The following is a 25,086-nucleotide window of genomic DNA, read 5'->3' on the forward strand; positions in this document are numbered from 1 at the left end:
TAACAACCTGCCCCCGACCGGCGGCGGATCGTCATCAGTAATCTGTCCTTATGACTGCTCCCACGACCACAGATCGGGACGCCGTCCGCGAGGTGGTGCACGACTCGGCGCGCCGGGCTCGGGTGGCGTCGCGGACGCTCGCTCAGCTCACCACCGCGCAGAAGGACGCCGCGCTGCACGCCGCGGCCGACGCGCTGCTCGCGGCCAAGGACGCGGTCCTCGCCGCCAACGCCGAGGACATCGAGATCGCCCGGGCGGGCGGCACCGCCGAGTCGCTGCTGGATCGGCTGCGGCTGACCGAGGCCCGCGTCGACGGCATCGCCTCGGGGCTGCGGCAGGTGGCCGGGCTCCCGGATCCGGTCGGCGACGTGGTGCGCGGGTCGACGCTGCCCAACGGTCTCGAAATCCGCCAGGTGCGGGTGCCGCTGGGCGTGGTGGGCATGGTGTACGAGGCGCGGCCGAATGTCACCGTCGACGCCTTCGGGCTGGCGCTGAAGTCGGGCAATGCGGCGCTGCTGCGCGGTTCGTCCTCGGCGGCGAAGTCCAATGCGGCATTGGTCGAGGTGTTGAGGGAAGCGCTTGCAGCGCAGGGGCTTCCGGCCGACGCGGTGCAGCTGCTCCCGGCGGAGGACCGCTCCAGCGTCACCCACCTGATCCAGGCGCGCGGCCTGGTGGACGTGGTGATCCCGCGCGGCGGCGCGGGCCTGATCAATGCGGTGGTGCGCGACGCGCTGGTGCCGACCATCGAGACCGGCACCGGCAACTGCCACGTATTCGTCCACCGGGACGCCGATCTGGACATGGCCGAGTCCATCCTGATCAACGCCAAGACCCGCCGGCCCTCGGTGTGCAACACCGCCGAGACGGTGCTCATCGACCGGGCCATCGCCGAGACCGCGGTGCCGCGCATGATCAAGGCCCTCGAAGACAAGGGCGTCACCATCCACGGCGACCTGCCGGGCCTGGTGCCCGCCACCGACACCGACTGGGCCGACGAATACCTGTCCCTGGATATCGCTTTGAAGGTCGTCGACGATCTCGACGCGGCCGTCGAGCACATCAACGAGTGGGGCACCGGCCACACCGAGGCCATCGTGACCGCCGACCTGAAGGCCGCCCGCGAGTTCACCGCTCGCGTCGACGCCGCCGCCGTCATGGTCAACGCCTCGACCGCCTTCACCGACGGCGAGCAGTTCGGATTCGGTGCGGAGATCGGCATTTCGACCCAGAAGCTGCACGCCCGCGGACCCATGGGTCTGCCCGAACTAACCTCCACCAAGTGGATTGTGTGGGGCGACGGGCAGATTCGCCCCGTCTAGCACCCGCTGGATACGAAAGGACCGCCGTGGCTCCCACCACCGCACCCAACCAGGAGCCGATCTTCTCGTCGGTCGACGATGTGATCGAGCGGCTGGCCCGCACCGGCTACCTGGCCGACAAGGCCACCGCCACTTCGGTTTTCCTCGCCGACCGGCTCGGCAAGCCGCTGCTCATCGAGGGGCCGGCCGGTGTCGGCAAGACCGAGCTGTCCAAGGCCGTCGCGCAGGTCGCGGGTGCGGAACTGGTGCGGCTGCAGTGCTACGAGGGCGTGGACGAGGCGCGGGCGCTCTACGAGTGGAACCACGCCAAGCAGATCCTGCGCATCCAGGCCTCCTCGGAGAACGACTGGGCCGAAACCAAGGCCGACGTCTTCACCGAGGAGTTCCTGCTGGAACGACCGCTGCTCACCGCCATCCGCCGCGACGAGCCGACCGTGCTGCTCATCGACGAGACCGACAAGGCCGACGTCGAGATCGAGGGCCTGCTGCTGGAGGTGCTGAGCGACTTCTCGGTCACCGTGCCGGAACTGGGCACCATCAGCGCGACCCGCAGGCCGTTCGTGGTGCTCACCTCCAATGCCACCCGCGAGCTGTCCGAGGCGCTCAAGCGTCGCTGCCTCTATCTGCACATCGATTTCCCTGACGAGGAGCTCGAGCGTCGCATCCTGGCCAGCCGGGTGCCGGAGCTGAAGCCCGCGGTGGCGGCGCAGCTGGTGCGGATCGTGCACGTGCTGCGCGGCATGCAGCTCAAGAAGCTGCCGTCGGTCGCCGAGTCCATCGACTGGGCGCGCACGCTCTTGGCCCTGGGCGCAAAGGATCTCGACGACAAGACCGTGCGGGCCACGCTCGGAGTGGTGCTGAAGCACCAGGCCGATCACGTGCGTGCGCAGTCCGAGCTGAAGCTGGCCTGATCGTGGCCGGGGCGTCGGAGCCCTCGAAGGGCAAAGAGAACTCGCCGCGCGGGCTGGTTGCCGCCGCCATGCGGGCCATTTCGGGCGGGACGCCCGTGATGGGCACAGGGGGCGGGACGCCCGTGATGGGCGCAGGGGGCGGGACGCCCGTGATGGGCACAGGGGGCGGGACGCCGGCCAAGCCGGTGCAGGTGCCGGGACCGACGGCCGAACACGGTCTGCCCGGGCATCTGGTCGGCTTCGTGGAGGCGTTGCGCGGCCGGGGAATTCCGGTCGGGCCGTCCGAAACCGTGGACGCCGGACAGGTTCTCACCGTCCTGGACCTCATGGACCGGGAGGCGCTGCGCGAGGGCCTGGCCTGCGCGCTGCTGCGCCGCACCACCCAGCGCGCCACCTTCGACGGCATGTTCGACCTGTGGTTCCCGGCCGCGCTGGGGGAGCGGGCCGGGGCCGAGGAGGTGGAGCTGCCGATCAAGCCGGACGGCTCGGTCGACATCCTCGAACTGCGGAAGATGCTGGCGGAGTTGCTGATCCAGGACCCGTCGGGCGAGCAGGCGCAGCAGCTGCAGGCGCTGGCAGCGCAGATGGTCGACCAGATGGGTCAGTACCAGGCGGCCGGCGGGCCGTCCTTCTCCGCCTACCAGACGCTGAAGGATCTCCAGCCGGAACTGCTGGTGAGCAGGATTCTCGCCGGTCTCGCCCAGGGCATGGACAATTCCGACTTCGACAGCGAGGTCGCCCGCCGCACGGCCCGCGGCCGCATCAAGGACTTCCGCAGCACCGTCGAAGCCGAGACCCGCCGCCGGGTGGCCGAGCGCATCGGCCGCGAGCGCGTCGCCACCTACGGCGTCGCCCGGCAGGCCGAGGACGCCGACTTCCTGCGCATCTCCCAGGCCGAACTCGACGAACTGCGCCGCAGCAGCCAGCGCCTGGCCCGGGTCCTGGCCTCCCGTCTGGCCGCGCGCCGTCGTCGAGCCCGCCGCGGCGAGATCGATCTGCGCAAGACCATGCGCAAATCCATGTCCACTGGTGGCGTCCCGGTGAACCTCGTCACCCGCAAGCCGCGTCCCGGCCGCCCCGATCTCGTCCTGCTGTGCGATATCTCGGGCTCGGTCGCGGGTTTCTCCAGCTTCACCATGCTGCTGGTGAACGCACTGCGCGAGCAGTTCTCCCGGGTCCGCATCTTCGCCTTCGTGGACCGCGTCGACGAGGTCACCCGGCTCTTCGACGCGGCCACCCCGCTGGATCAGCTGACCCGCCGCATCTTCACCGAAGCCGAGGTCGTCGGCATCGAGGGCCACTCCGACTACGGCTCGGCCCTGGAGGGTTTCGCCGAGCGGTTCCCCGACGCCGTCACCAGCCGCACCTCCCTGCTCATTCTCGGCGACGCCCGCACCAACTACCGCGATCCGGCGCTGGACACCCTCCGGCAGCTGGTCGACACCGCCAAGCACGCCTACTGGCTCAACCCGGAGGCCGAGAAGATGTGGGGCACCGGCGATTCCGCCGCCGACCGCTACGCCGACATCATCGAGATGCACGAATGCCGTTCGGCCCGCCAGCTGACCGCCCTCGTGGGCCGTCTGTTGCCGGTCTGAATCCGGATCACGGGTCGGCTGAGCCCCGCCGGTGCGGGGGCGGCGCAATCGCCCCCGGTAAGCTCGCTTTTCGTGCATACGAACGGCCGCCGCAAGCTGGGCGTGATGGGCGGCACCTTCGACCCCATCCACCATGGGCACCTGGTCGCGGCCAGTGAGGTCGCGAATCGGTTCGACCTGGACGAGGTGATTTTCGTACCGACCGGTCAGCCGTGGCAGAAGGGTGATCGCGCGGTCAGCCCGGCCGAGGACCGGTATCTGATGACGGTCATCGCGACCGCGTCCAATCCGCGGTTCCAGGTGAGCCGCGTCGACGTGGACCGCGGCAAGGAGACCTACACCGTCGACACCCTGCGCGACCTGGCCGAACTCCACCCGGACGCGGATCTGTACTTCATCACCGGAGCAGACGCGCTGGCCAGCATCCTGACGTGGCAGGATTGGTCGGAACTGTTCGAGCTGGCGAAATTCGTCGGCGTGACCCGTCCGGGTTACGAATTGAATATCGACCATCTCGCCGATCACCTCCGCGACTACCCGGAGGGCACGGTCACGATGATCGAGATTCCGGCCCTGGCCATCTCGTCGAGCGAATGCCGGCGGCGGGCGGGGGAGGGCCGGCCGGTGTGGTACCTCGTCCCGGACGGGGTCGTCCAATACATATCGAAACGGCACCTGTACGTGCCGCAAGACAGTGCATGGTGAAAGTGCGCAGGGAAGAGGTAGCAGGGTGACAGCATCGGCAGAAGCGGTCTCGATGGCGACGGTGGCCGCGCGGGCCGCCGACGAGAAACTGGCCGCCGACGTGGTCGTGCTGGATGTCTCCGAGCAGCTGGTCATCACCGACTGCTTCGTCATCGCGTCCGCGCCCAACGAGCGCCAGGTCAACGCGATCGTCGACAATATCGAGGACAAGCTGCGCGAGGCCGGATACAAGCCGGTGCGCCGCGAGGGCACCCGCGAGGGCCGCTGGGCGCTGCTCGACTACGTCGAGATCGTGGTCCACGTCCAGCACGAGGACGAACGCGATTTCTACGGCCTCGAGCGCCTATGGAAGGACTGCCCGACGGTGCCGGTCGACGGCATCGGCGATCCGCGCGCGACGACCGAGCAAGACAAGGGCGGGGACGACGAGTGAGCAAGATGGCCGGCGTCCGCCGGTTGATTCTGCTGCGGCACGGACAGACCGAATGGAACGCCGGAGACCGAATGCAGGGCCAGATCGACACCGACCTCGATGACATCGGCAGACGCCAGGCCAAGGACTGCGCGCCCGACATGGCGACCAGCGACCTGATCGCCATCGTCTCCTCCGATCTCAGGCGCGCCCACGACACCGCGCTCGCCGTCGCCGAATGCGCGGCCATGCCGGTCGTCACCGACGAGCGCCTGCGCGAGACCAACCTCGGCGACTGGGAGGGCCTGGACCACCACCAGGTCGACGCCGAGTACCCGGGCGCCCGCAAGGCGTGGCGGCTCGATGCCCGCTTCACCCCGCCCGGCGGCGAATCCAAGCTCCAGGTGGGCGCGCGAGCGCTGCCGGTGGTGAAGGAACTCTTCGCCGCGCGGGAGGACTGGCCCGGCCGTACCATCATGCTGGTTGCGCACGGCGGGCTGATCGCGGCGCTGACCGCGGCCCTGCTCGACCTGCCCGAGGCGAACTGGCCGGCCCTGGGCGGCCTGGCCAATACCAGCTGGGTGCAGCTGACCAGCCACGGTCCCGGCATCGACAGGCCCGGCTGGCGCCTGGACGTGTGGAACGCGGTCGCGAAGGTAGCCCCTGATGTCCTCTGAGAGTTCGAACGCCCAACCGGCGCAGGACGGTTCGCCGCAGCGCAAGGTGCTGGTGGTGGTCGCGGACTCGCTGTCCTACTTCGGGCCCAAGGGCGGGCTGCCCGCCGACCATCCCGGCATCTGGCCCAATCTCGTTGCCGCCGAGCTGGACTGGGACGTCGAACTGGTGGCCCGCATCGGCTGGACCTGCCGTGACGCCTACTGGGCGCTGATCGGTGACCCGCGCATCTGGGCCGCGGTGCCGCGGGCCGGGGCCGTGGTGTTCGCGACCGGCGGCATGGACTCGCTGCCCTCGCCGCTGCCGACCGCGCTGCGCGAGCTGATCCGCTATGTGCGGCCGTCCTCGGTGCGCCGGCGGGTGCGCGAGGCCTACAACTGGCTGCAGCCCAGGCTGTCCCCGCTGGGCTGGCCGGTGGCGCTGCCGCCCGCGGTGAGCGTGGACTACCTGGAGCAGTCCCGGCACTCGCTGGCCCAGCTGCGGCCCGAGCTGCCGTTCGTGGCGGTACTGCCCTCGGTGCACAAGTGCGAGGCCTATGCCGAGGTGCACACCGGGCGCGAGCCCATGGTGCGGGCCGTGACGGCCTGGGCCGCCGAGCACGCGGTGCCGCTGGTGGATCTCGGGGACGCCGTGCGCGACAACGTGTTCAACGGCCCCGCCAACCCGGACGGCATCCACTGGGGCTGGGAGGGCCACAGCGCGGTCGCGCGGGCCATGGTGAAGGTGCTGACCGCGGCCACGGCCGACGAGGTACACACTGCATGACCGTGGTGGTGGTGACCGACTCGTCGGCCAGCCTGCCGGCCGGCCTCACGGCTGATCTTGGTGTGCTGTCCGTGCCGCTGCACGTGCTGGTCGACGATCGCGAGATTCGGGAGGGGATCGACGACTGCGACATCGACTATGGCTCCTCCCAGGTCACCACCTCGGCCGCCTCGCCGGGTGATCTGCGCAGCGTCTACGAGCAGGCGCTGGAGCTGTCCGACGGCGACGGCGTGGTGGCCGTGCACATCTCGCGGCAGCTGTCGGGCACCTGGGAGGCCGGGCGACAGGCGGTGCGGGACATGGATGCCGCCGATCGGATCCGGCTGGTGGACTCGCTGAGCGCCGGGCTGGGTACCGGGCTGCCGGTGCTGGCGGCGGCGCGCCGGGCACGAGCGGGCGAGCCGCTCGATGTCGTTTACGACTCGGCGGTGGCGGCGGCCAGCCGCGGGCGCGCGTTCATCGTCGTCAACCGGACCGAGCAGCTGCGGCGCGGCGGGCGGTTGAGCACGGCCGCGGCGTTCTTCGGCACCGAGCTGGTCACCAAGCCGATCATCCAGATCGTGAACGGGCGGCTGGAACTGCGCGAGAAGGCCCGCACGCGCTCCAAGGCGTTCACCAAACTCGTTGCGGCCGTGGTGGATGCGGCCGGCGAGGACGGGGCGGCGGTCGCAGTCCAGCATCTGGGGGCCGAGGAGGCCGCCAACACCATCGCAGGTCAGCTGCGGGATCTGATCCCCGGTATCCGGGAGGTCATCATCGCCGAATTCGGCCCCACCCTGGGGGTGCACCTGGGAGTGGGCGCGGTCGGCGCGCTGGTAGTGCCGGGCGGCTGCGGCTAGCGGAAACCGCGTTGTCCACAACGTAATTCGCTATCCACAGGTCTGCCGAAAGCCCAGGTCGCGTGGCCGGCGGGGGTCGTCGTCGCTCCTACCGTGAGCTGCATGCCACGACTCGACGAACGCACCCCGCTGCAGCGCCTCAACGCCCGCGCCACCGACCCACGCTCCGGTCCGGCCGAGGTCACCGGCGACCCGGCGGAATTCGCCTCCGGCCGTCCACATCCCGGCCGCTGGGACGAGGACTCGCTCGACCAGCTCGTCGAACCCGAGCACCGGGCTGATCGTCACCCCGGCGGATCCTCGCCCGACTGGCTGTCCGAGCCCTGCGGCAGCGTGTCGCTGTGGCACGAACGCCTGGTCCCCGAACGTTTCCGCGGCACCCGCTGGGATCCGGGCCCGCGCGGTGTCCTCGTCATCGCCGCGCTCGGCGTCCTGGCCATTCTCTTCGCCGGGTACGTCACCCTGCGCGAAAAGCCTGTCTCCCAACCGGTCCCACCGATCGCCGCGCTCAGCGAAACCGCGCCCGCCGACCAGGACGGTGCCGCACCCGAAGCCGCCGCCTCCGCCGCGACGGTCACAGTCACGCCCGCGCCGGGTGCGGCCCAGCCGCCCACATCGCGGCCCGCCTCCTCGCAGGCAGATCGAATCCCGCTCGCTACCACGGCAACCGGCGCGCCGGGCGGCTCCGTCACCCCCGGCGAACTCGTCGTCAGCGTCGTCGGTCTCGTCGAGCACGGCGGGCTCCGCCGCTTCCCCACGGGGTCCCGGGTAGCCGACGCCCTCCGCGTCGCCGCTCCCCGCCCCGAAGCCGACCTCTCCACCCTCAATCTCGCCCAGCCCCTCATCGACGGCGATCAGATCATCGTCGGCCGCACCACACCCCGCCCCACCACGCAGCAGGTCGGCACCACCATCGTGAATTCGGCCCACCCTCCGGCGAACTCACCCGCACCCTCCGGCCAACCCCGCTCCACCGCCGTCCCTGCGAAGGTGAACCTCAACACCGCCACCGAGTCCGACCTCGACACCCTCCCCGGCGTAGGCCCCGTCACCGCCCGCGCAATCCTCACCTGGCGTACCCGCCACGGCCGCTTCACCTCCATCGACCAACTCTCCGAAATCGAGGGCATAGGCCACTCCCGCCTCAACCGCCTCCGCGACCGGGTGACGATATGACCACCGTGAAATTCCCTGCCGCACAGCCGAAGACCCGGCCGCTCGTTACCCGAGCCCGGAGCTCGCACGCTGGCAGTGCGGAATGGCCGGTGGCGGGTCGGCGTGTCGAAGGGGGATGGCGACAATGACGGCGGAGCAGGCTACGGAGGGCGGCAGGGAGGACCGTGGGCCGGTCGAGGTGCCCGAGGTGCTGGATGCGCGGTTGGTGCCGGCGGCGGTGTGTTGCTGGGGCGCAACGGTTGCAGCGCTGGTGCCGGGGTGGCGGGTCGGGCTCGGGGTGGCGGCCGGGTGTGGGCTGGTGGGGATGTGTGTGGCGGCGTCGGTGATTCGGCGGGTGCGGGCAGGGCGGGGGAGTGGGGTGGCGTGGGTGGTGCTGGGGGCCTTGGTGATCGGGGCGGGGTTCGGGGTGGCGGGGGCGTGGCACGCGCATCGGGTGCAGACGCATCCGTTGCGAGCGGTGCGGGCCGGGCAGCGGCTGGTGGCGGTGGTGGAGCTGACCGATGATCCGAAGCGGGTGTCCGCCAGGCCTTTCGGCGGGCCGAAGGTGATGGTGCGGGCCGGGCTGGTGGATTACCGATTGGGGGGACGGATCGTGCATTCCGGCGGATCGGTGCTGGTGATGGCGCCGGCGGCGGGGTGGCGGACCCTGCTGCCCGGCCAGCGGGTCGAATTCCGTGCCCGCGTGGCCCGTCCGTGGCGCCCGGACATGACGGTCGCCATCCTGCGGGCGGAGGCCGCTCCCACCTCGGTGAGCACCCCGCCCTGGTGGCAGCGCCTCGCCGGGCAGGTGCGCGGCGACTTCGCGGCCTCCGCCCACCGCGCGCTCTCCGACGATGCCGCCGGCCTGCTCCCGGGCCTGGTCATCGGCGACACCTCGACTCTCACCGACCACGTTCAGGAGAACTTCCGTGAGTCCGATCTGACGCATTTGACAGCTGTCAGCGGGGCGAATGTGACGATTTTGCTCGGGGTCGTGCTGGTTTCGATGCGCACCCTCACGGTGGATCCCCGGGTCGGCGCGGTGGCCGCGGGTGCGGCTCTGGTCATGTTCGTGATCCTGGCCCGCCCTTCGCCCAGTGTCCTGCGTGCGGCCGTCATGGGAGCCATTGCGCTACTGGCTCTCTGCACCGGCCGCCGTAAGCAGGCCCTACCCGCCCTGTGCGCCGCCATCATCGGATTGCTCGCCTGGTCACCGGGTCTCGCGGTGGACGCCGGATTCGCCCTGTCGGTGCTGGCCACCGCCGGACTGATCGTGATCGCCCCGGGCTGGTCGGATTGGCTTCGCGCCCATGGCTGGTGGCGGATCCCCGCCGACTCCTTCGCGGTGGCGGCCGCGGCCTTCGTGGTCACCACACCACTGGTCATCGCCATGACCGGTCACCTCAGCCTGGTCGCGATCGTGGTGAACATGCTGGTCGAGCCGGTGATCGCGCCCATCACCATCATCGGCGCGCTGGGTGCGCTGCTCGCCTGCGTGTGGTCTCCCCTCGCCGCGGCGGTCATGCACTGCACCGCACCGCCACTGTGGTGGCTGCTCACGGTCTCCGACCGAGCCGCCGCCCTCGGAGCCTCGGTCTCACTACCCACCGGTCTGCGTTCAGGTCTGGTCGCAACGGTGGTGTGCGCCTTGGTGATCGCGGCTCTGCACCCTGGCCGCTCGCGGGCGGATCCGGACGCCGTGACGGGATCGGTGCCGCCTGGGCCGGGTCGAGGCGAGGGCTCACCGTCCGGCTAGAGGGAGCTCAGGAAGTCGTTGACGGCATCGGCGAAACCGGCGGGGTCGCCGGCGTAGACGAAGTGGTCGGTATCGAGTTCGACCATGCGGGTGCCCGGGCGCCGGTCGCGCATGGCCTCGGCCATATCGGCGGGGATGACGCCGTGCGCGGCACGGATGAGCAGGGCCGGGCAGGTCCCGGCGATCCAGTCCGACCAGTGGTCGCCGTGCACCAGGTCCTCGGAGACGACGATGTCGAGGGGGTGGAAGGGCAGGCTCCAGGAGCCGTCGGCACGCTCGCGAACCAGCGCCCCGAAGTGCGCGGCCATCGGACCCATGGCCTCGACCAGCTGCTCGCGCGTCGCCGCCTCGTAGGGGAGGCCGGCCACGAAGCTCAGCGGGTTGTGGCCGTCGAGGCCGAGCGCGGCGGGTGCGTCGATATCGATGATCGCCGCCACTCGCTCCGGATGGCGGGCCGCGAACTGGTAGGCGTTGATGCCACCGAGTGAATGACCCAGCAGCACAGCGCGTTCCAGGCCGAGATGGTCGAGCAGGGCCAGGATGTCGGCGAGGTAGCCGTCGCGGGTGTAGTCGGCGGCGCGATCGGAGTGGCCGTGGCCGCGCTGGTCGAGCGCGACGAGCCGCCACCCCGCGGACAGCCGCGCCGCCAGATCGGTGAAGCTCTCGCCGTCGGACATGTGCCCGTGCAGCGCGATGACGGTCCGGCCGCTACCCCCGAAATCCACGTAGGACAGTCCGCGGCCGTCGATGTCGAAGCTGGTGCGGGTGGCGGTGCGTGCGGTCATTGTCTGCTCCGATGCTTATTCCGGTGTGCTGGTCTCGACCCTAACCGATTGTTAGACATTTGTGCAAGACAAATGAATAAGACTTATGTGTCACACGTTTGTGTGCCAGAGCTGACCGGGTGCGGGATGTAGGGGTTGTCGGAGCGGGCTCGTAGGATCGGGGCGTGAACCAGCGACCCGCGCCCCTGCATCTCGTGCTCGGTGAAGAGGAATTGCTGATCGAGCGGGCGGTGGCGGGAATTACCGCGCAGGCCCGGGCCGGCTCGGTGGACGCGGCTGCGCTGCCGGTGGATCGGCTCCGGGCGGGGGATGCCAGCACGGCGGAATTGGCTGAGCTGCTGAGTCCTTCGCTGTTCGCCGAGGACCGGGTGATCGTGCTGGAGTCGGCGGCCGAGGCGGGCAAGGACGCGGTCGCGGTCATCCAGGATGCGGCGTCCGCACCGCCCGAGGGCGTGGTGCTGGTGGTGCTGCACAGCGGGGGCGGGCGCGCCAAGGCCTTGGCGCCGGCCCTGCAGAAGCTGGGCGCGGTGGTGCACGACTGCGCGAAGCTGACCAAGGCGGGGGAGCGGGTCGAGTTCGTGCGCAACGAGTTCCGGGCCGCCAATGTGCGGGTGCCGGCGGACGTGGTGCAGGCCATCATCGAGGCCGTGGGCTCGGACCTGCGCGAACTCGCAGCCGCCAGTTCGCAATTGGCGGCCGACACCGGCGGCAAGGTGGATCTCGCGGCGGTGCGGCAGTACTACTCGGGCAAGGCCGAGGTGACCGGGTTCGATGTCGCCGATCTGGCCGTGTCGGGGGATCGGCCCGCCGCCATGGAGGCGCTGCGCTGGGCCATCGATCGTGGTGTCCCGGCGGTCCTGCTCGCGGACGCTCTCGCGGATTCGGTGCACACCATCGCCCGCGTCGGTTCGGCCGGGCGTGGCGACCCGTTCAAGATGGCGGGTGATCTGGGGATGCCGCCGTGGAAGGTGAAGAAGGCGCAGGGTCAGGCGCGCGGCTGGACCGGCGCGTCCATCGGGGCGGCACTGCAGGTGGTGGCCGCGCTCAATGCCGACGTCAAGGGTCAGGCGGCCGACGCGGATTATGCGCTGGAGCACGCACTCTCGCGCATTCTGGACCTGCGCGAGAGCGCCTCGTAGCGGGAATGCCCGGGACTACTCCGGCTTCCAGGTGATCTTGCCCCCCTGGAACTCCTGGGCCTTGCCGCCCTGGTAGTCGTATTCGTCGCTGGTCGGGTAGCCGTAGCGGCCGTTCTCCGCGCCACTGCGCACCCACTCGTCGCGGATCGAGCCCCACACGACGTGGGTCCCGGTCTTCTGGGTGGAGTAGACGGCCCCACCCTCGAACAGCTGCTCGTGGGTGGTGGCGCTGTTGGTCTTGTTCTCATCGGCGATGGGGAAGCCCAGCGGGCTGCTCTCCCAGCCGACCGAGGAGTACTTGTCGCGGATCACGCCGCTCACCACATGGGTGCCGGCACCCACCGACCAGTAGATCGAGCCGCCCTGGAAGTGCTGGAAGCGACCGGGTTTCGAGGTCTGGCCCTCGTCCACCGCCGGGTACTTCAGCGCGCCCGACTCCGCGCCCGCGCCCTTCCACTTGTCGCGGATGGCGCCGCCGATGGCGTGCGCGTCGGTGGCCGGGGTCCAGTAGATGGAGACGTTGTTGACGAAGTCCTGCTTCTTGCCGCCGCCCGCGGCGTCGGTCTCCGGAGTGGCGGGATCACCGAAGAAGTCCGGTCCGCCCGCCCCGTCGTATTCGACCTCGATGGCCCCGCCCACCTCGAACGGGCCGATGGGGCGCGCGGCCGCCACACCCATTCCGGTGGTCAGCGCGACCGCGGCCACGCTGACGGCCAGCGTGCCCCGGGTCCAGGACGAACGGTTGTCACGACGCAGCGTTGCCAAGAGATCTCTCCCAGTCCAGGTTTACAGGTAGCCCCCGACGGTTCGCGGCCATCCTGCTGCCAACTGCGCGCCCGCGCAAGTCACCAGCTCCGGACACGACAAAAGCCGCCGTGGTCTTCGTGGCCACGGCGGCTGTGAGAAGCATGATGCCGGTCGGTGTACCGGACAGAATCAGCCGAGCTTGTTGAAAGCCAGCGACAGGGCCGACTTCTTGTTGGCGGCCTGGTTGGCGTGGATGACGCCCTTGGAGGCGGCCTTGTCCAGGCTCTTGCTCGCGGACTGCATCAGCTCGAGCGCCTTGTCCTTCTCGCCCGCCGCAGCGGCCTCGCGGAACTTGCGGATCGAGGTGCGCAGCGCGGACTTCACCGACTGGTTGCGCTGGCGCGCAAGCTCGTTGGTGCGGATCCGCTTCATCTGGGACTTGATGTTGGCCACGCCGGTTTCCTCGTGTTCCTTCACTTGGTGGTGTATGCGGGATGCAAAGTCTTCGGGCGCGCACTACGAGAGGGGCAGTTGCAGCACCGACAGTCGAGGCTACCAGGCGACGCGGCGAGGTATGAAATCGAGTCTGTCCGCCATCTGGCCGAAACCAGAAATTTATCGTCGTCCAACTGCGTGTTGCCCCTGCGTGATGGACTATTTTTGCATGACCCCCGCCGCACCCGCACCGGGTCTCTCCAGAGTAGACAGATCCACCGCGTCAGCCTCCGCCGCGCTCGCTCCTTCCGGACTGGAACGCGAAAAATCGGATAAATCAGGCGTCTTTGCGGGGTATCAACCGGGCCGCTACGACCGTGCCTATGACGAGATGTTCGATTCCGCGGGCCGCCCGCGAGCGCCGTACCGGGGGATATTCAATGCCCTGGCCACCATCGACGCCGAGGATCTGGCCGCCCGCGCCGAGGCGCTGGACCGCGCATTCGTCGATCAGGGCATCACCTTCTCACTCTCCGGCCAGGAGCGGCCTTTCCCGCTCGACCTGGTGCCGCGGGTGATCGCCGCCGGCGAATGGACCAAACTCGAACGCGGCATCAGGCAGCGGGTGCGCGCGCTCGAGGCCTTCCTCGCCGACGTCTACGGCGAGCAGACCATCCTGCGCGACCGCGTGATTCCGAAACGGCTGGTGACCTCCTGCGCGCACTTCCACCGCGAGGCCGCCGGGCTGGTGCCGCCCAATGGTGTGCGCATCCACGTGGCCGGGATCGACCTGGTGCGCGACGAGCACGGGGATTTCCGTGTGCTGGAAGACAACCTGCGCTCGCCCTCGGGTGTGTCCTACGTCATGGAGAACCGGCGCACCATGGCGCGGGTGTTCCCCGACCTGTTCGCCTCGCACCGGGTGCGCGCCGTCGGCGACTATCCGACCCACCTGCTGCGCGCCCTGCGCGCCGCCGCCGCGCCCAACGAGGCCGACCCGACCGTGGTGGTGCTCACCCCCGGTGTCCACAACTCCGCCTACTTCGAGCATTCGCTGCTGGCCCGGCAGATGGGGGTGGAACTGGTCGAGGGCCGGGACCTGTTCTGCCGCGACAATGTCGTCTATATGCGCACCACCGCGGGGGAGCGGCAGGTGGACGTCATCTACCGGCGCATCGACGACGACTTCCTCGATCCGATGCAGTTCCGGCCGGACTCCATGCTCGGGGTCGCCGGGATCCTGAACGCGGCCCGCGCGGGCACGGTGGTGCTGGCCAATGCGGTCGGCAACGGGGTCGGCGACGACAAGCTCGTCTATACCTATGTGCCCGCGTTCATCGAGTACTACCTGGGTGAGAAACCGATCCTGCCCAATGTGGACTCCTATCGCTGCTGGGAACCGGCCGAACGCGACGAGGTGCTGGACCGGGTGGCGGAACTGGTGGTCAAGCCGGTGGAGGGGTCCGGCGGCTACGGCATCGTGATCGGCCCGGCGGCCGGCACCCGGGAGCTGGAGGCGACCCGGCGCAAGGTGCGGGCCAATCCGCGCGGCTGGATCGCGCAGCCGGTGGTGCAGCTGTCGACGGTGCCGAGCAAGATCGACGGGCGGCTCGCGCCCCGGCACGTGGACCTGCGGCCGTTCGCGGTCAACGACGGCGACGACATCTGGGTACTGCCGGGCGGGCTGACCCGGGTGGCGCTGCCCGCGAACTCGCTGGTGGTGAATTCCAGTCAAGGGGGCGGGAGCAAGGACACCTGGGTGCTCGCACCGAGAACCTCTGTGGCGCAACGGGAATTGGCGGGTTCGCAGCTGGTCGGCGAACTGCAGATCGCCCCGGACAGAGACCAGTCGAGAGAGCCCTCGCCGATGCGGGCCAACCAACAACAGCAGTAACAACAACAAACAGCATCCGTTGAGGCTCAACTCTTTTGGTTCGCGGCCCGTCTCGTTCTGGACTGACGTAGCGGGGGAGCGAAGCGGAGGAGCGAAGGACGGAAGAACGAGACCCTCGGGGCCGCGAACCCGCCGGAGCGAAGCGGAGGCAGATAGGTCAGAGCATCATGTTGGCGCGCAATGCCGAATCCCTCTTCTGGATCGGGCGCTACGTCGAGCGAGCCGAATACACGGCGCGCATTCTCGATGTCGCGGTCCATCAGCTGTTGGAGGACGCCACGGTCGATCCGGACCGAACCTCGCGGGTACTGCTGCGGGTACTGGGCATCGAGCCGCCCGAAGAGGACCAGGAACTGGATGTGTGGTCGGTGACCGAGCTGGTGGCCTTCGGGCGCGACGGCGGCTCCATCGTCGATTCCATCAGCCGGGCGCGTGAGAATGCCCGGGGCGCACGGGAAGTCACCTCCACCGAGATGTGGGAGTGCCTCAATGCCACCTTCAACGGGCTGGCGGCGGCCGAGCGGGCGGCGCGGGCGCTGGGGCCGCACGAGTTCTGCCACTACATCACCGATCGGGCCGCCATGTTCGCCGGACTCTCCGATTCCACCCTGAGCCGCGACGACGGTTATCGGTTCCTGCTGCTGGGCAGATCCATCGAACGCGTGGATATGACTGTGCGCCTGTTGCATTCGCGTGCCGGTGACCGCACCTCCTCGCCGGCCTGGGTAACGGTGCTGCGTTCGGCGGGGGCGCACGACCCGTATCTGCGCACCCATCGCGGCGTGCTCGACGCCAATCAGATCGCGGAATTCATCCTGCTCGACCGCCTGTTCCCGCGCTCGGTATTCCATTCGCTGCGGGTGGCCGAAACCTGCCTGCAGGAATTGGATCAGCGCCCCAACAGCCGGTTCGCGGCGCGTCACGAAGCGCATCGCCTGCTCGGCCGGGCGCGCAGCGAACTGGAATTCCTGCCCTCGGCGGTGCTGCTGGAGGATCTGCCCAGCCGGCTGCTGTGGCTGCAGCAGACCTGCCGCGAGGTGGGGGAGGCCGTGGCGCTGCAGTACTTCCACGCCGAATCGTGGGTGGCGTGGACGGGGCTGCACGGTCGCGTCGCGGATCGGGTCGAGGAGATGGCGTGAACAGTCAGGCCTGGAGGCGCCGCTCCACCCCCCTGCGCTTGCGCAGTGTAACCACGGAAGGCCCTGTTCACGCCGAGGAGGGCACAGCGTGAGCTGGCGGATGCGGGTGGTGCACACCACCGGATATGTGTACGACGCGCCGGTCACCCGGTCGTTCAACGAGGCCCGGCTCACTCCGCGCGCGGACAGCCGGCAGACCGTGATCCTCAATCGGGTCGACACCGTGCCGTCCACCCGGTCCTACCGCTACATCGACTACTGGGGAACGGCGGTGACCGCCTTCGACCTGCACGCCCCGCACACCGAGCTGGAGATCACCAGCGCCTCGGTCGTCGAGACCGAGCCGTTCGCCGGGCCGCCCGAGGAGCTGGCCTGGGAGGAGTTACGCGCCGACGCCATTGCCGACCGCTTCGACGAACTGCTCGAGCCCACTGTCTACGTCCCGCGTGAGAAGCGGCGGCTGGCTCCGGCGGCCCGGCAGCTGGCGCGCGGCGTGTCGCCGGCGAAAGCGGTTGTCCGGGCTTCGGAATGGGTGCACCGGGAGATGAACTACCTGGCCGGGACCACCTCGGTACACACCTCGGCGGTGCAGGCCTTCGCCGAACGGCAAGGCGTGTGCCAGGATTACGCGCACCTCACGCTGCTGCTGTTGCGCGGCATGGGGATTCCCAGCCGCTACGTCTCCGGCTACCTGCATCCGGATCCGTCCGCCGAGGTCGGCCACACCGTCGCGGGCCAGATGCACGCCTGGGTGGAGGCCTGGACCGGGCAGTGGTGGGGCTACGACCCGACCAACAACATCCCGGTCACCGAGCAACACGTATCGGTGGGTGTGGGTCGTGATTACGCGGATGTGCCCCCTCTCAAAGGTATCTTCAGCGGGAGCGGCTCGACCGATCTCGAGGTCGTAGTGGAGATAACTCGCCTGGCCTGAGGCGTTTTCGGCTCGCGCCGCCGGTTCCTGTCGGTGCGTTGTCCATGCCAGCGGAAGGTAGCCGATGTCCCCTACAGCTCAGGAAGTCGCCGAGGATCAGGTCGAGCCGCAACCGCCCGCCCTCGGGCGCAAGGCATACGCCGAGACGTTGGGCACCTTCGTGCTGGTCCTCGGTGGCGTCGGCACCGCGGTACTGGCGGGCAGCCGGGTCGGTCCGCTCGGCGTGGCGGTGGCTTTCGGCCTGACGTTGCTGTTCCTGGTGTACTCGATCGGGCCGATCTCGGGTTGCCACGTGAATCCCGCGGTCACGGTGGGTCATCTGCTCCTGGGACGGATCACCATCGTTGTCGCGGCGGTCTATTGGATCGCGCAGTTCATCGGCGGCCTGCTCGCGGGCGTGGTCATCTACGCCGTCGCCAAGAACCTGCCCTCCTACGACCGGGCCAAAGACGGTCTGGGAGCGAACGGTTGGGGCGAGCACTCCCCGTCGAAGCTGGTGCTCGGCGACGTCACCACCAATGGGTACGGCCTGGCGGCGGCCATCACGGTCGAGGTGATCCTGACCGCACTACTGGTCTTCGTGGTGCTGGCCTCCACCGACCAGCTGTCGGACATCCCGTTCGCCGGGCTCTCGATCGGCTTCACGCTGGCCGTTGTGCACCTGGTCTCGATCCCGGTCGACAACACCTCGGTCAATCCGGCCCGCAGCCTGGCCGTCGCGTTCTATCAGGACGGCGCGCCCGCGCAACTGTGGGTGTTCATCGTGTTCCCGCTGATCGGCGGCGTTCTCGGGTCCCTGGTCTATGGGACGCTGTACGGCCGTTCCCGCAATATGGAGAGCTGACGACGCTCGATCCCGGCCCCTGCTCCGTCCCGGAGCGGGGGCCGGTCGTATCGGGAAGGCGCTAGTGCCAGTGGTATTCGGCGCAGAGCCGGTGCGCCACCAGGTCGAATGTCTTGCGGGGGAGGATCGCACCCTCGCGGCGAATGCCCATCTCCGGGACGTCCAGGACACGATCCAGCCGCACCCAGCTGTCGCGCTCGGCGCTGTCCCACGGGCCGGAGCCGATGCCCACCCAGTTGGGATGGTGCGCGTGTTCGGAATTCGAGGACAGCATGAGCCCGAGCAGCGTGTCGCCCTCGCGGCCGACCACCAGCACCGGGCGGTCCTTGCCGTTGTCCGGGTCCTCCTCGTAGGGGACCCAGGTCCACACGATCTCGCCGGGATCGGCCCGGCCGTCGAGCTGCGGGCTGTAGACGATGCGGCGCGCGCGTTCGTGCGACGGCACTCCCGCCGACGATGTCGGCCGGACATTGACGCCCGGACCCTTGCGCGGCGTCCCCACCGCCTTCAGCGCACGGTCCCACATCGTCGACTGCCGCACCCGCCCGATCAACTTCGGGGCCTGCTGCGTGACGAGCTGAGTCCCCTGCTCCTTAGCCACGATCCCCAACTGCTTCCCCAGAGCGTTCCACCTGCCGGCCATGTCCGGCAGCCTAACGGCGCACAACCGGAATCTCACCTGTACCAAATTCGCCTGCCACTGAAGGTAGCTCACCTGCATGTTCGCGGCCGTCTCGATTCTGGACTGCGCCCCGCCTCCCCGCTTTCGGAGCGGAACCGGGAGCGAAGCGGAGGAGCGGAGGAGGGAAGGATCGAGACCTGGGGGCCGCGAACTCTCCGGAGCGGAGCGGAGGCCAAGAATGGAGCACCGTAGACTTTCGGGTTGACATGCCGCTGTTTCGCCATGCCGAGGAGTGACTCCGATTAGCAGCTTCGCCGACAAGACGTTCACCGATCCCAGCCGGATCAGGAACTTCTGCATCATCGCGCACATCGACCACGGGAAATCGACGCTGGCCGACCGCATGCTGCAACTCACCGGAGTGGTCGAGGAGCGGGCCATGCGCGCCCAGTACCTGGACCGCATGGATATCGAGCGTGAGCGCGGCATCACCATCAAGGCTCAGAACGTGCGGCTGCCGTGGCAGGTCGACGGCGAGGACTACGTCCTGCACCTGATCGACACCCCGGGACACGTCGACTTCACCTACGAGGTGTCGCGCGCGCTGGAGGCGTGTGAGGGCGCGATCCTGCTCGTCGACGCGGCGCAGGGCATCGAGGCGCAGACCCTGGCCAACCTGTACCTGGCCATGGAACGCGATCTCACCATCATCCCGGTGCTCAACAAGATCGATCTCCCGGCCGCGGACCCGGACCGCTACGCCGCCGAGCTCGCCCACATCGTGGGCTGTGAGCCGGAGGACGTGCTCCGGGTGTCGGGCAAGACCGGTGTCGGCGTGCCTGAGCTGCTGAACAAGGTGATCGCGGAGATCCCGCCGCCGGTCGGCGATGCCGACGCGCCCGCCCGCGCCCTCATCTTCGACTCGGTCTACGACACCTACCGCGGTGTCGTCACCTACGTGCGCGTGGTGGACGGCAAGCTGACCCCGCGCCAGAAGATCAAGATGATGTCCACCGGCGCGACGCACGAACTGCTCGAGATCGGCATCGTCTCGCCCGAGCCCAAGCCCACCGCGGGCCTCGGCGTCGGCGAGGTGGGCTACCTCATCACCGGTGTGAAGGATGTCCGGCAGTCGAAGGTCGGTGACACCGTCACCTCCGCGCGCGACGGCGCGACCGAGGCCTTGGCCGGGTACCAGGAACCGCGGCCGATGGTGTACTCGGGTCTCTACCCGGTCGACGGCTCCGACTATCCGGACCTGCGCGACGCCCTGGACAAGCTGCAGCTCAACGACGCCGCGCTGACGTACGTGCCGGAAACCTCTGTGGCCCTGGGCTTCGGCTTCCGATGTGGCTTCCTCGGACTGCTGCACATGGAGATCACCCGCGAGCGCCTGCAGCGCGAATTCGGGCTCGACCTGATCTCCACCGCGCCCAACGTGATCTACCGCGTGGTCATGGAGGACGGCAGCGAGCACGTGGTCACCAACCCGTCGTTCTGGCCCGAGGGCAAGGTGCGGGAGATCTACGAGCCGATCACCAAGTGCACGGTGATCGCGCCCAGCGAATTCATCGGCACCATCATGGAACTGTGCCAGGCCCGGCGCGGCGAGCTGCTCGGTATGGACTACCTGTCCGAGACCCGCGTGGAGATGCGGTACACGCTGCCCATGGCGGAGATCATCTTCGACTTCTTCGACTCGCTGAAGTCGCGCACCCGCGGCTACGCCTCGCTCGACTACGAGGAGGCCGGCGAGCAGCAGGCGGATCTGGTCAAGGTGGACATCCTGTTGCAGGGCGAGGCCGTCGACGCGTTCTCGGCCATCGTGCACCGGGACGCCGCCCAGGCCTACGGACACAAGATGACCACCAAGCTGCGCGAGCTCATTCCCCGGCAGCAGTTCGAGGTGCCGATCCAGGCGGCCATCGGCTCGAAGATCATTGCGCGCGAGAACATCCGGGCGATCCGCAAGGACGTGCTCGCCAAGTGCTACGGCGGTGACATCAGCCGTAAGCGCAAGCTGCTCGAGAAGCAGAAGGAAGGCAAGAAGCGCATGAAGACGATCGGTCGTGTCGACGTGCCGCAGGAAGCCTTCGTGGCCGCGTTGTCCACGGATTCCGCGACGGACAAGAAGAAGTAGCAGAGTCCCGGTCGTCCGGTCGGGTGCAAGGTTCGGTATGCAGCTGGAAAATGGGTCTTCCGTACTGATATGCCGGGTGACAAGCTATGTGACGCACCGCTGAGCACACCGCCTCTCACCTGGTGGATGTGACAGACCGGTTATCCGGAAATAGGGTGTGAAACGAGTTCGGTTCGGCGGCCCGCGCGGCGGGTCGCCGAAGCCCTGAGAGCGGAGCCCACATGACGCGTGATCTGCCCTTCGACGACGCTGCCGCCGCCGGTGACGACGGCGGAGACGCCGCCTACCGCATTGCCAACGGAGTCGCGCGCGTGGCCAGGGCGGGCGCGTACGTCACCGGTGGCGCGCTCATCGCCGCCGGCGGCAATCACGGCGGCACCCCGGCCATCAACCACGACAGCAAGAACGTGGGCTGGTCGGAGGTCGAGGACCCGCAGCCGAATGTGCCGAGCCCGACCATCACCTTCCCCGACCTGACCGCGGATTCGGTGCTCCCGCACCATGGTCCGGCGGCCGCCGCGCCGGTGAACGGGCACTTCGGCCCGCTCGGCGACTACCAGCACGGCACCGACGCGGGACTGTTCCCGTCGCTCGACGCGATCCCGGCCAACGATCCGGCGATCTCCGGCTTCCACGGCCTCGGCCTGCCCGACACCGACACCGGCGTGTCCGGCCTGCCGACCTACGGCCCGCGTCCCGGCTGGGGTCTGCCGCTCGACAATTCCACTGACCAGCAGGCGGATTCGGCTCCGGCCCAGCCGCATCTGCCGACCCTCGACCAGCAGCAGCCGAACTTCCTGCAGGGTCTGCCCGGCTTCCAGCAGGGCCTGCCCGGTTTCGGGCTGCCCGGCGCCACCGGGATGCACCTGCCCGGTATGAACGGCGCGTCCTTCGCGCCCGGCGCCGACACCGGTCTCGCGGACCACTCCGGGCCGTTCGACGGCGTCGGCGGCACGGCAGGCCAGGGCGCCGGTGTCTTCGTCGGCACCGACTGGTCGTTCGACGCCCATGTCGGGCTGGATGGCGCGTGGGTCCACTCGAATCTGTCGGTGAACGTGGGCGCCGGTGCGGTCGGGCACCAGCTCGATGCCTACGGTCAGCAACTGGGACAGGGGATTTCGCACATCCCGGCGAATACGACGCTGCCGAACAACGGTGGCGCGCCGAGCCTGCCGGGCGCCTCGACGCCCAACAATCTGGGGCAGCCCTTCCCGTCTCAGGGCTCGACCACGCCCGCTGCCGCGAATTCCGTTCCGGGCCAGGGCATGTCCGAGGCGCCGACCGGTTCCGCGCCCACTTCCGCTGTGCCGGGCGCGAATTCGCCCGGTGCGGCGAGCGGCTCGCCGCTGAATCTGTCCGGCTCGCCGGTCGGTGCGCCGAGCACCGCCGCGCCGTCGGGTCCGCTGTCCCTCGGGACCACCCCGGTCGCGCCGTCGGCGCCGGCCGCGCCCGTGACGTTCACGCCGGCGCCCGCGCCGGTCGCCGCGCCCGTGTCGCCCGCCGCCGTCGCCCCGGTCGTGGTCTCGCCGGTCGCGGTGGCGCAGCCGGTCGCGGTGACGCCGTTGCAGACCACCATCCAGCCCGATGCCGCCAACCAGCCGATCGCGAATCTGCTGTCGACACACGGCGGTCCGTCGCCGCTGACCGCGCCCGCGGCCGTGGCCCCCGCACTGTTCGATCATGGTCGCCAGCCGGTACTGGCCAGTGGCGAGCCCACCGCGCCCGTCCACCCGGCGCCGCTGGTGGACAAGCCGGTGCAGCCGGCGGCCACGCCGACGCCCGCTCCGCACGTCAGCGTGCCGGCCAAGACCGATCCCGTGCCGGTGCTCACCACCGTGCCGCCGATTCCGACCACCAAGATCCCGGGCCTGGACCCCGATCTCACCAAGGGCGGCAGCACCCCGGTGGTGACTCCGCCGGTGACCTCCGGTGGCGACACCGACATCACCGTCAAGCCGCAGAAGCCGGTCGACGATTCCGGCACCCACGGCAGCACGCCGACCGTCACGGTGCCGACCGACGCGCCCGTGCCGACCCATCAGCCGACCGTCACCAACCCGCCGCACCCGACCGCCCCGACGGCGCAGCCGACCGTGCCCGATCACAGTGGGCAGCCCAGTGTTTCGGTCGCACCCGTGCCGACCGTCGCCCCGGTGCCGACCGTGCAGCAGCCGATCACCACGCCGCCGCACATCGACCCGCCGCAGCCGGTGAAACCCATAGCGGACCAGTTCGATTCGGGTAATCACGTGCTGCCGATCACCGACGACGCCGCGCTGCACCCGCTCTCGGTGCACGACGGCGGTCTGCTGGCGCACGATGCCGGGCTGTTCTCCGGCCTCGGTCCCGATGCCTCGTTCGTCGACGCCCACTACCCGGTGCAGGGTCCGGGCGATCACATGCTGCTGCTGTGAGCGCCGCCGGTCATCAGGTAGCGGTGAAGAATCCCGATGCGCTGGGTCCACTGGTCGATCTGCTCGACCGCTTGCTCGAACTGACCCACGCCTCCGGCCGTCTCGATCTGTCCGGGCGGCTGGGCATCGCGCGTGCGCGCCTGGCCGACCCGCGGGTGCGGCTGGTCGTGGTGGGCGAATCCAAGAGTGGGATGAGCACGCTGGTCAACAGCCTGGTCGGGGCCGCGGTGAGCGCCACCGAGGGCCAGGCCAGCGTCCCGGTGATCGCCGAGTACGGTCCGCAGCCCAGTGCCACCCTGGTGAAGGCGAGCCCGGGCGGCACCGCCCAGCGCACCGCCGTGGATCCGCACGCGGCGCTGGCCGAGCTGGATTCCGGTGACGTCATCCGGGCCGAGTTCACCCAGCCCAGCCCGCTGCTGGCGGAGGGCTTCGTGGTGCTGGACGCGCCCGGCGCGCCCGCCGAGGCGCCGGCCACCTGGTCGCTGATCGCCGCCGCGGACGCGGTGCTGTACGTGGCCGATGCCCGGGCGCCGTTCACCCCGGCGCAGATCGAGCAGCTGCAGCGGATTCAGCAGGTGTGCCCGACGGTCGTCTGCGTGCTCAACAAGATCGACCAGTATCCGCAGTGGCCGCAGGTGCAGCAGCACGACCGGCAGCTGCTCGACGACGCCGGGCTGGCCTTCGCGGTGGCCCCGGCCTCGGCGCGGCTGCACGAGCACGCCGCCGCCTCGGGGGACGGACAGCTGGATCTGGAATCCGGTGTGCCGCAACTGCTCGACCATCTGCGCTCCTATGTGCTGGGCCGCGCGGACGCCGTCGCGGTGGAGGCCGCGGTGCGCGATATCCGGCTCATCACCGACCATCTGTCGCTGGCCCTGCGCAGCGAGGCCGAGACGCTGCGGGATCCGCGCCGGCTGACCGTCATCACCGAGCAGTTGCGCCGCACCCGCGAGGAGGCCGAGCAGCTCCGCCAGCGCTCGGCCAACTGGCAGGTCACCCTGGCCGACGGCGCGGGCGAGCTGATGGCCGACACCGAACACGATCTGCGGCACCGGCTGCGCAGCCTGATCCGCGACGCCGAGGCCGACATCATGAAGGGCGATCCGGTCCGGCGCTGGGCGGATTTCGGTGCGGATCTGGACGCCAAGATCTGTGAGGCGGTGGAGGAGAACTTCGTCATCGCCCACTACCGGTCGGTGGAGCTGGCCGAGCAGGTGGCGGCGAAGTTCCCCGACAGTGGCATCCCCACCCCGGATCTCAAGCTCGACAATCCGGGTGATGTCGGCGCGGTGCTGGAACCTGTTGCCGCGCTGGACAATCTGGACAGCGCCAAGCACGGCATCACCCAGCAGGTGCTGACCGCCCTGCGCGGCTCCTACGGCGGCCTGCTCATGGTCGGCCTGATCACCAGCCTGCTGCACATGTCGCTGGTCAACTGGTACTCCGGCGGCGCGGCGGTGCTGCTGGGCGTGAACGCGCTGTGGGACGACCGCAAGGCCCGCCGCCAGCGCCGCCAGGCCGAGGCCAAGATGGCGGTGGCCCGGCTCATGGACGATGTGATCTTCCAGGTGAGCAAGGAGTCCCGCTATCGGCTGCGCGCGGTGCAGCGCAGCCTGCGCGATCACTTCACCGAGATCGCCACGGCCACACTGCGTTCGGTGGACGCCTCGCTGCGCGCCGCCGAGGAGGCGGCCACCGTGCACTCGGGTGCGGGGCGGGAGGCGCGGCTGACCGAGATCGAGCGCTCGCTGGTCCGGTTGCGCGATATCCGCGAGCACGCCGACGCGATCGGCGAGAACCCCTCGTACTGACGAGAACCCCTGGTACCGAGAGGAATCGGCCGCGAGAGCGGCCGATT

22 protein-coding genes are annotated in these 25,086 nt (G+C 69.5%); 18 read left to right on the top strand and 4 right to left on the bottom strand.

Annotation, left to right across the window (positions count from 1 at the left end):
• The first annotated feature begins 50 nt into the window (after window positions 1-50).
• From ACQP1O_RS08525 to ACQP1O_RS08570, 10 genes are all read left to right on the top strand, one after another.
• A complete protein-coding gene (locus ACQP1O_RS08525; RefSeq protein WP_433565304.1) occupies window positions 51-1,319 on the top strand; it encodes a glutamate-5-semialdehyde dehydrogenase in 1,269 nt (422 codons plus the stop codon).
• A gap of 26 nt (window positions 1,320-1,345) precedes the next feature.
• Complete coding sequence (locus ACQP1O_RS08530) at window positions 1,346-2,230, top strand: AAA family ATPase (RefSeq protein ID WP_433565305.1); 885 nt, start codon at window positions 1,346-1,348, stop codon at window positions 2,228-2,230.
• A gap of 152 nt (window positions 2,231-2,382) precedes the next feature.
• On the top strand, window positions 2,383-3,828 hold the full coding sequence (locus tag ACQP1O_RS08535; RefSeq protein ID WP_433567619.1) for a vWA domain-containing protein: 1,446 nt from the start codon (window positions 2,383-2,385) through the stop codon (window positions 3,826-3,828).
• A 72-nt stretch (window positions 3,829-3,900) separates the two neighbouring features.
• Window positions 3,901-4,533 carry a nicotinate-nucleotide adenylyltransferase gene (gene nadD, locus ACQP1O_RS08540; protein WP_379382358.1) on the top strand — a complete coding sequence of 211 codons (633 nt, stop codon included), beginning with the start codon at window positions 3,901-3,903 and terminating at the stop codon, window positions 4,531-4,533.
• Between the two features lie 25 nt (window positions 4,534-4,558).
• Window positions 4,559-4,966 (top strand): ribosome silencing factor, encoded by a 408-nt coding sequence (gene rsfS, locus ACQP1O_RS08545; protein WP_433565306.1) that lies wholly within the window; start codon window positions 4,559-4,561, stop codon window positions 4,964-4,966.
• Between the two features lie 5 nt (window positions 4,967-4,971).
• Window positions 4,972-5,622: a histidine phosphatase family protein gene (locus ACQP1O_RS08550; RefSeq protein ID WP_433567620.1), complete on the top strand. Its 651-nt coding sequence runs from the start codon at window positions 4,972-4,974 to the stop codon at window positions 5,620-5,622.
• Window positions 5,612-6,385: a diglucosylglycerate octanoyltransferase gene (gene octT / locus ACQP1O_RS08555; protein WP_433565307.1), complete on the top strand. Its 774-nt coding sequence runs from the start codon at window positions 5,612-5,614 to the stop codon at window positions 6,383-6,385. The genes ACQP1O_RS08550 and octT overlap by 11 nt, the downstream gene beginning before the upstream one ends.
• The gene (locus ACQP1O_RS08560; RefSeq protein ID WP_433565308.1) at window positions 6,382-7,224 is read left to right on the top strand and encodes a DegV family protein; all 843 of its coding nucleotides are present in this window, start codon (window positions 6,382-6,384) and stop codon (window positions 7,222-7,224) included. Before octT ends, ACQP1O_RS08560 begins: the two co-directional genes overlap by 4 nt.
• A gap of 102 nt (window positions 7,225-7,326) precedes the next feature.
• Entirely contained in the window at window positions 7,327-8,400 is a 1,074-nt protein-coding gene (locus tag ACQP1O_RS08565) for a helix-hairpin-helix domain-containing protein (protein WP_433565309.1), read from the top strand.
• 124 nt (window positions 8,401-8,524) lie between these two features.
• Complete coding sequence (locus ACQP1O_RS08570; RefSeq protein ID WP_433565310.1) at window positions 8,525-10,135, top strand: ComEC/Rec2 family competence protein; 1,611 nt, start codon at window positions 8,525-8,527, stop codon at window positions 10,133-10,135.
• Here ACQP1O_RS08570 and ACQP1O_RS08575 read toward each other — a convergent pair.
• Entirely contained in the window at window positions 10,132-10,920 is a 789-nt protein-coding gene (locus ACQP1O_RS08575) for an alpha/beta fold hydrolase (protein WP_433565311.1), read from the bottom strand. The two genes, ACQP1O_RS08570 and ACQP1O_RS08575, sit on opposite strands and share 4 nt — an antisense overlap.
• A gap of 164 nt (window positions 10,921-11,084) precedes the next feature.
• On the opposite strand from ACQP1O_RS08575, the gene holA reads away from it, so the two are divergent.
• Window positions 11,085-12,059: a DNA polymerase III subunit delta gene (gene holA, locus ACQP1O_RS08580; protein ID WP_433565312.1), complete on the top strand. Its 975-nt coding sequence runs from the start codon at window positions 11,085-11,087 to the stop codon at window positions 12,057-12,059.
• A 15-nt stretch (window positions 12,060-12,074) separates the two neighbouring features.
• Here holA and ACQP1O_RS08585 read toward each other — a convergent pair whose 3' ends face one another.
• Complete coding sequence (locus tag ACQP1O_RS08585) at window positions 12,075-12,824, bottom strand: LGFP repeat-containing protein (RefSeq protein WP_433565313.1); 750 nt, start codon at window positions 12,822-12,824, stop codon at window positions 12,075-12,077.
• Window positions 12,825-12,995: 171 nt separating this feature from the next.
• Window positions 12,996-13,259 (bottom strand): 30S ribosomal protein S20, encoded by a 264-nt coding sequence (gene rpsT / locus ACQP1O_RS08590; RefSeq protein ID WP_033086444.1) that lies wholly within the window; start codon window positions 13,257-13,259, stop codon window positions 12,996-12,998.
• Window positions 13,260-13,632: 373 nt separating this feature from the next.
• Between rpsT and ACQP1O_RS08595 the strand changes: the two genes are divergently transcribed.
• From ACQP1O_RS08595 to ACQP1O_RS08610, 4 genes are all read left to right on the top strand, one after another.
• Entirely contained in the window at window positions 13,633-15,135 is a 1,503-nt protein-coding gene (locus ACQP1O_RS08595) for a circularly permuted type 2 ATP-grasp protein (RefSeq protein ID WP_433565314.1), read from the top strand.
• A gap of 167 nt (window positions 15,136-15,302) precedes the next feature.
• The gene (locus ACQP1O_RS08600) at window positions 15,303-16,274 is read left to right on the top strand and encodes an alpha-E domain-containing protein (protein WP_433565315.1); all 972 of its coding nucleotides are present in this window, start codon (window positions 15,303-15,305) and stop codon (window positions 16,272-16,274) included.
• Window positions 16,275-16,362: 88 nt separating this feature from the next.
• Complete coding sequence (locus tag ACQP1O_RS08605; RefSeq protein ID WP_433565316.1) at window positions 16,363-17,208, top strand: transglutaminase family protein; 846 nt, start codon at window positions 16,363-16,365, stop codon at window positions 17,206-17,208.
• 64 nt (window positions 17,209-17,272) lie between these two features.
• Entirely contained in the window at window positions 17,273-18,052 is a 780-nt protein-coding gene (locus ACQP1O_RS08610; protein ID WP_433565317.1) for an aquaporin, read from the top strand.
• 61 nt (window positions 18,053-18,113) lie between these two features.
• On the opposite strand, the gene ACQP1O_RS08615 is transcribed toward ACQP1O_RS08610, so the two are convergent.
• On the bottom strand, window positions 18,114-18,695 hold the full coding sequence (locus tag ACQP1O_RS08615; protein ID WP_433565318.1) for a type II toxin-antitoxin system PemK/MazF family toxin: 582 nt from the start codon (window positions 18,693-18,695) through the stop codon (window positions 18,114-18,116).
• 271 nt (window positions 18,696-18,966) lie between these two features.
• Here ACQP1O_RS08615 and lepA point away from each other — a divergent pair, with 271 nt between their 5' ends.
• The 3 genes from lepA (at window position 18,967) to ACQP1O_RS08630 (ending at window position 25,039) form a co-directional block, all read left to right on the top strand.
• Complete coding sequence (gene lepA / locus ACQP1O_RS08620) at window positions 18,967-20,814, top strand: translation elongation factor 4 (RefSeq protein WP_433565319.1); 1,848 nt, start codon at window positions 18,967-18,969, stop codon at window positions 20,812-20,814.
• 221 nt (window positions 20,815-21,035) lie between these two features.
• Window positions 21,036-23,228 (top strand): hypothetical protein, encoded by a 2,193-nt coding sequence (locus ACQP1O_RS08625; protein WP_433565320.1) that lies wholly within the window; start codon window positions 21,036-21,038, stop codon window positions 23,226-23,228.
• Window positions 23,225-25,039: a hypothetical protein gene (locus ACQP1O_RS08630; protein WP_433565321.1), complete on the top strand. Its 1,815-nt coding sequence runs from the start codon at window positions 23,225-23,227 to the stop codon at window positions 25,037-25,039. Before ACQP1O_RS08625 ends, ACQP1O_RS08630 begins: the two co-directional genes overlap by 4 nt.
• Window positions 25,040-25,086: the final 47 nt, after the last annotated feature.

This window comes from Nocardia sp. CA-151230, from assembly GCF_050942175.1.
GTDB lineage: Bacteria > Actinomycetota > Actinomycetes > Mycobacteriales > Mycobacteriaceae > Nocardia.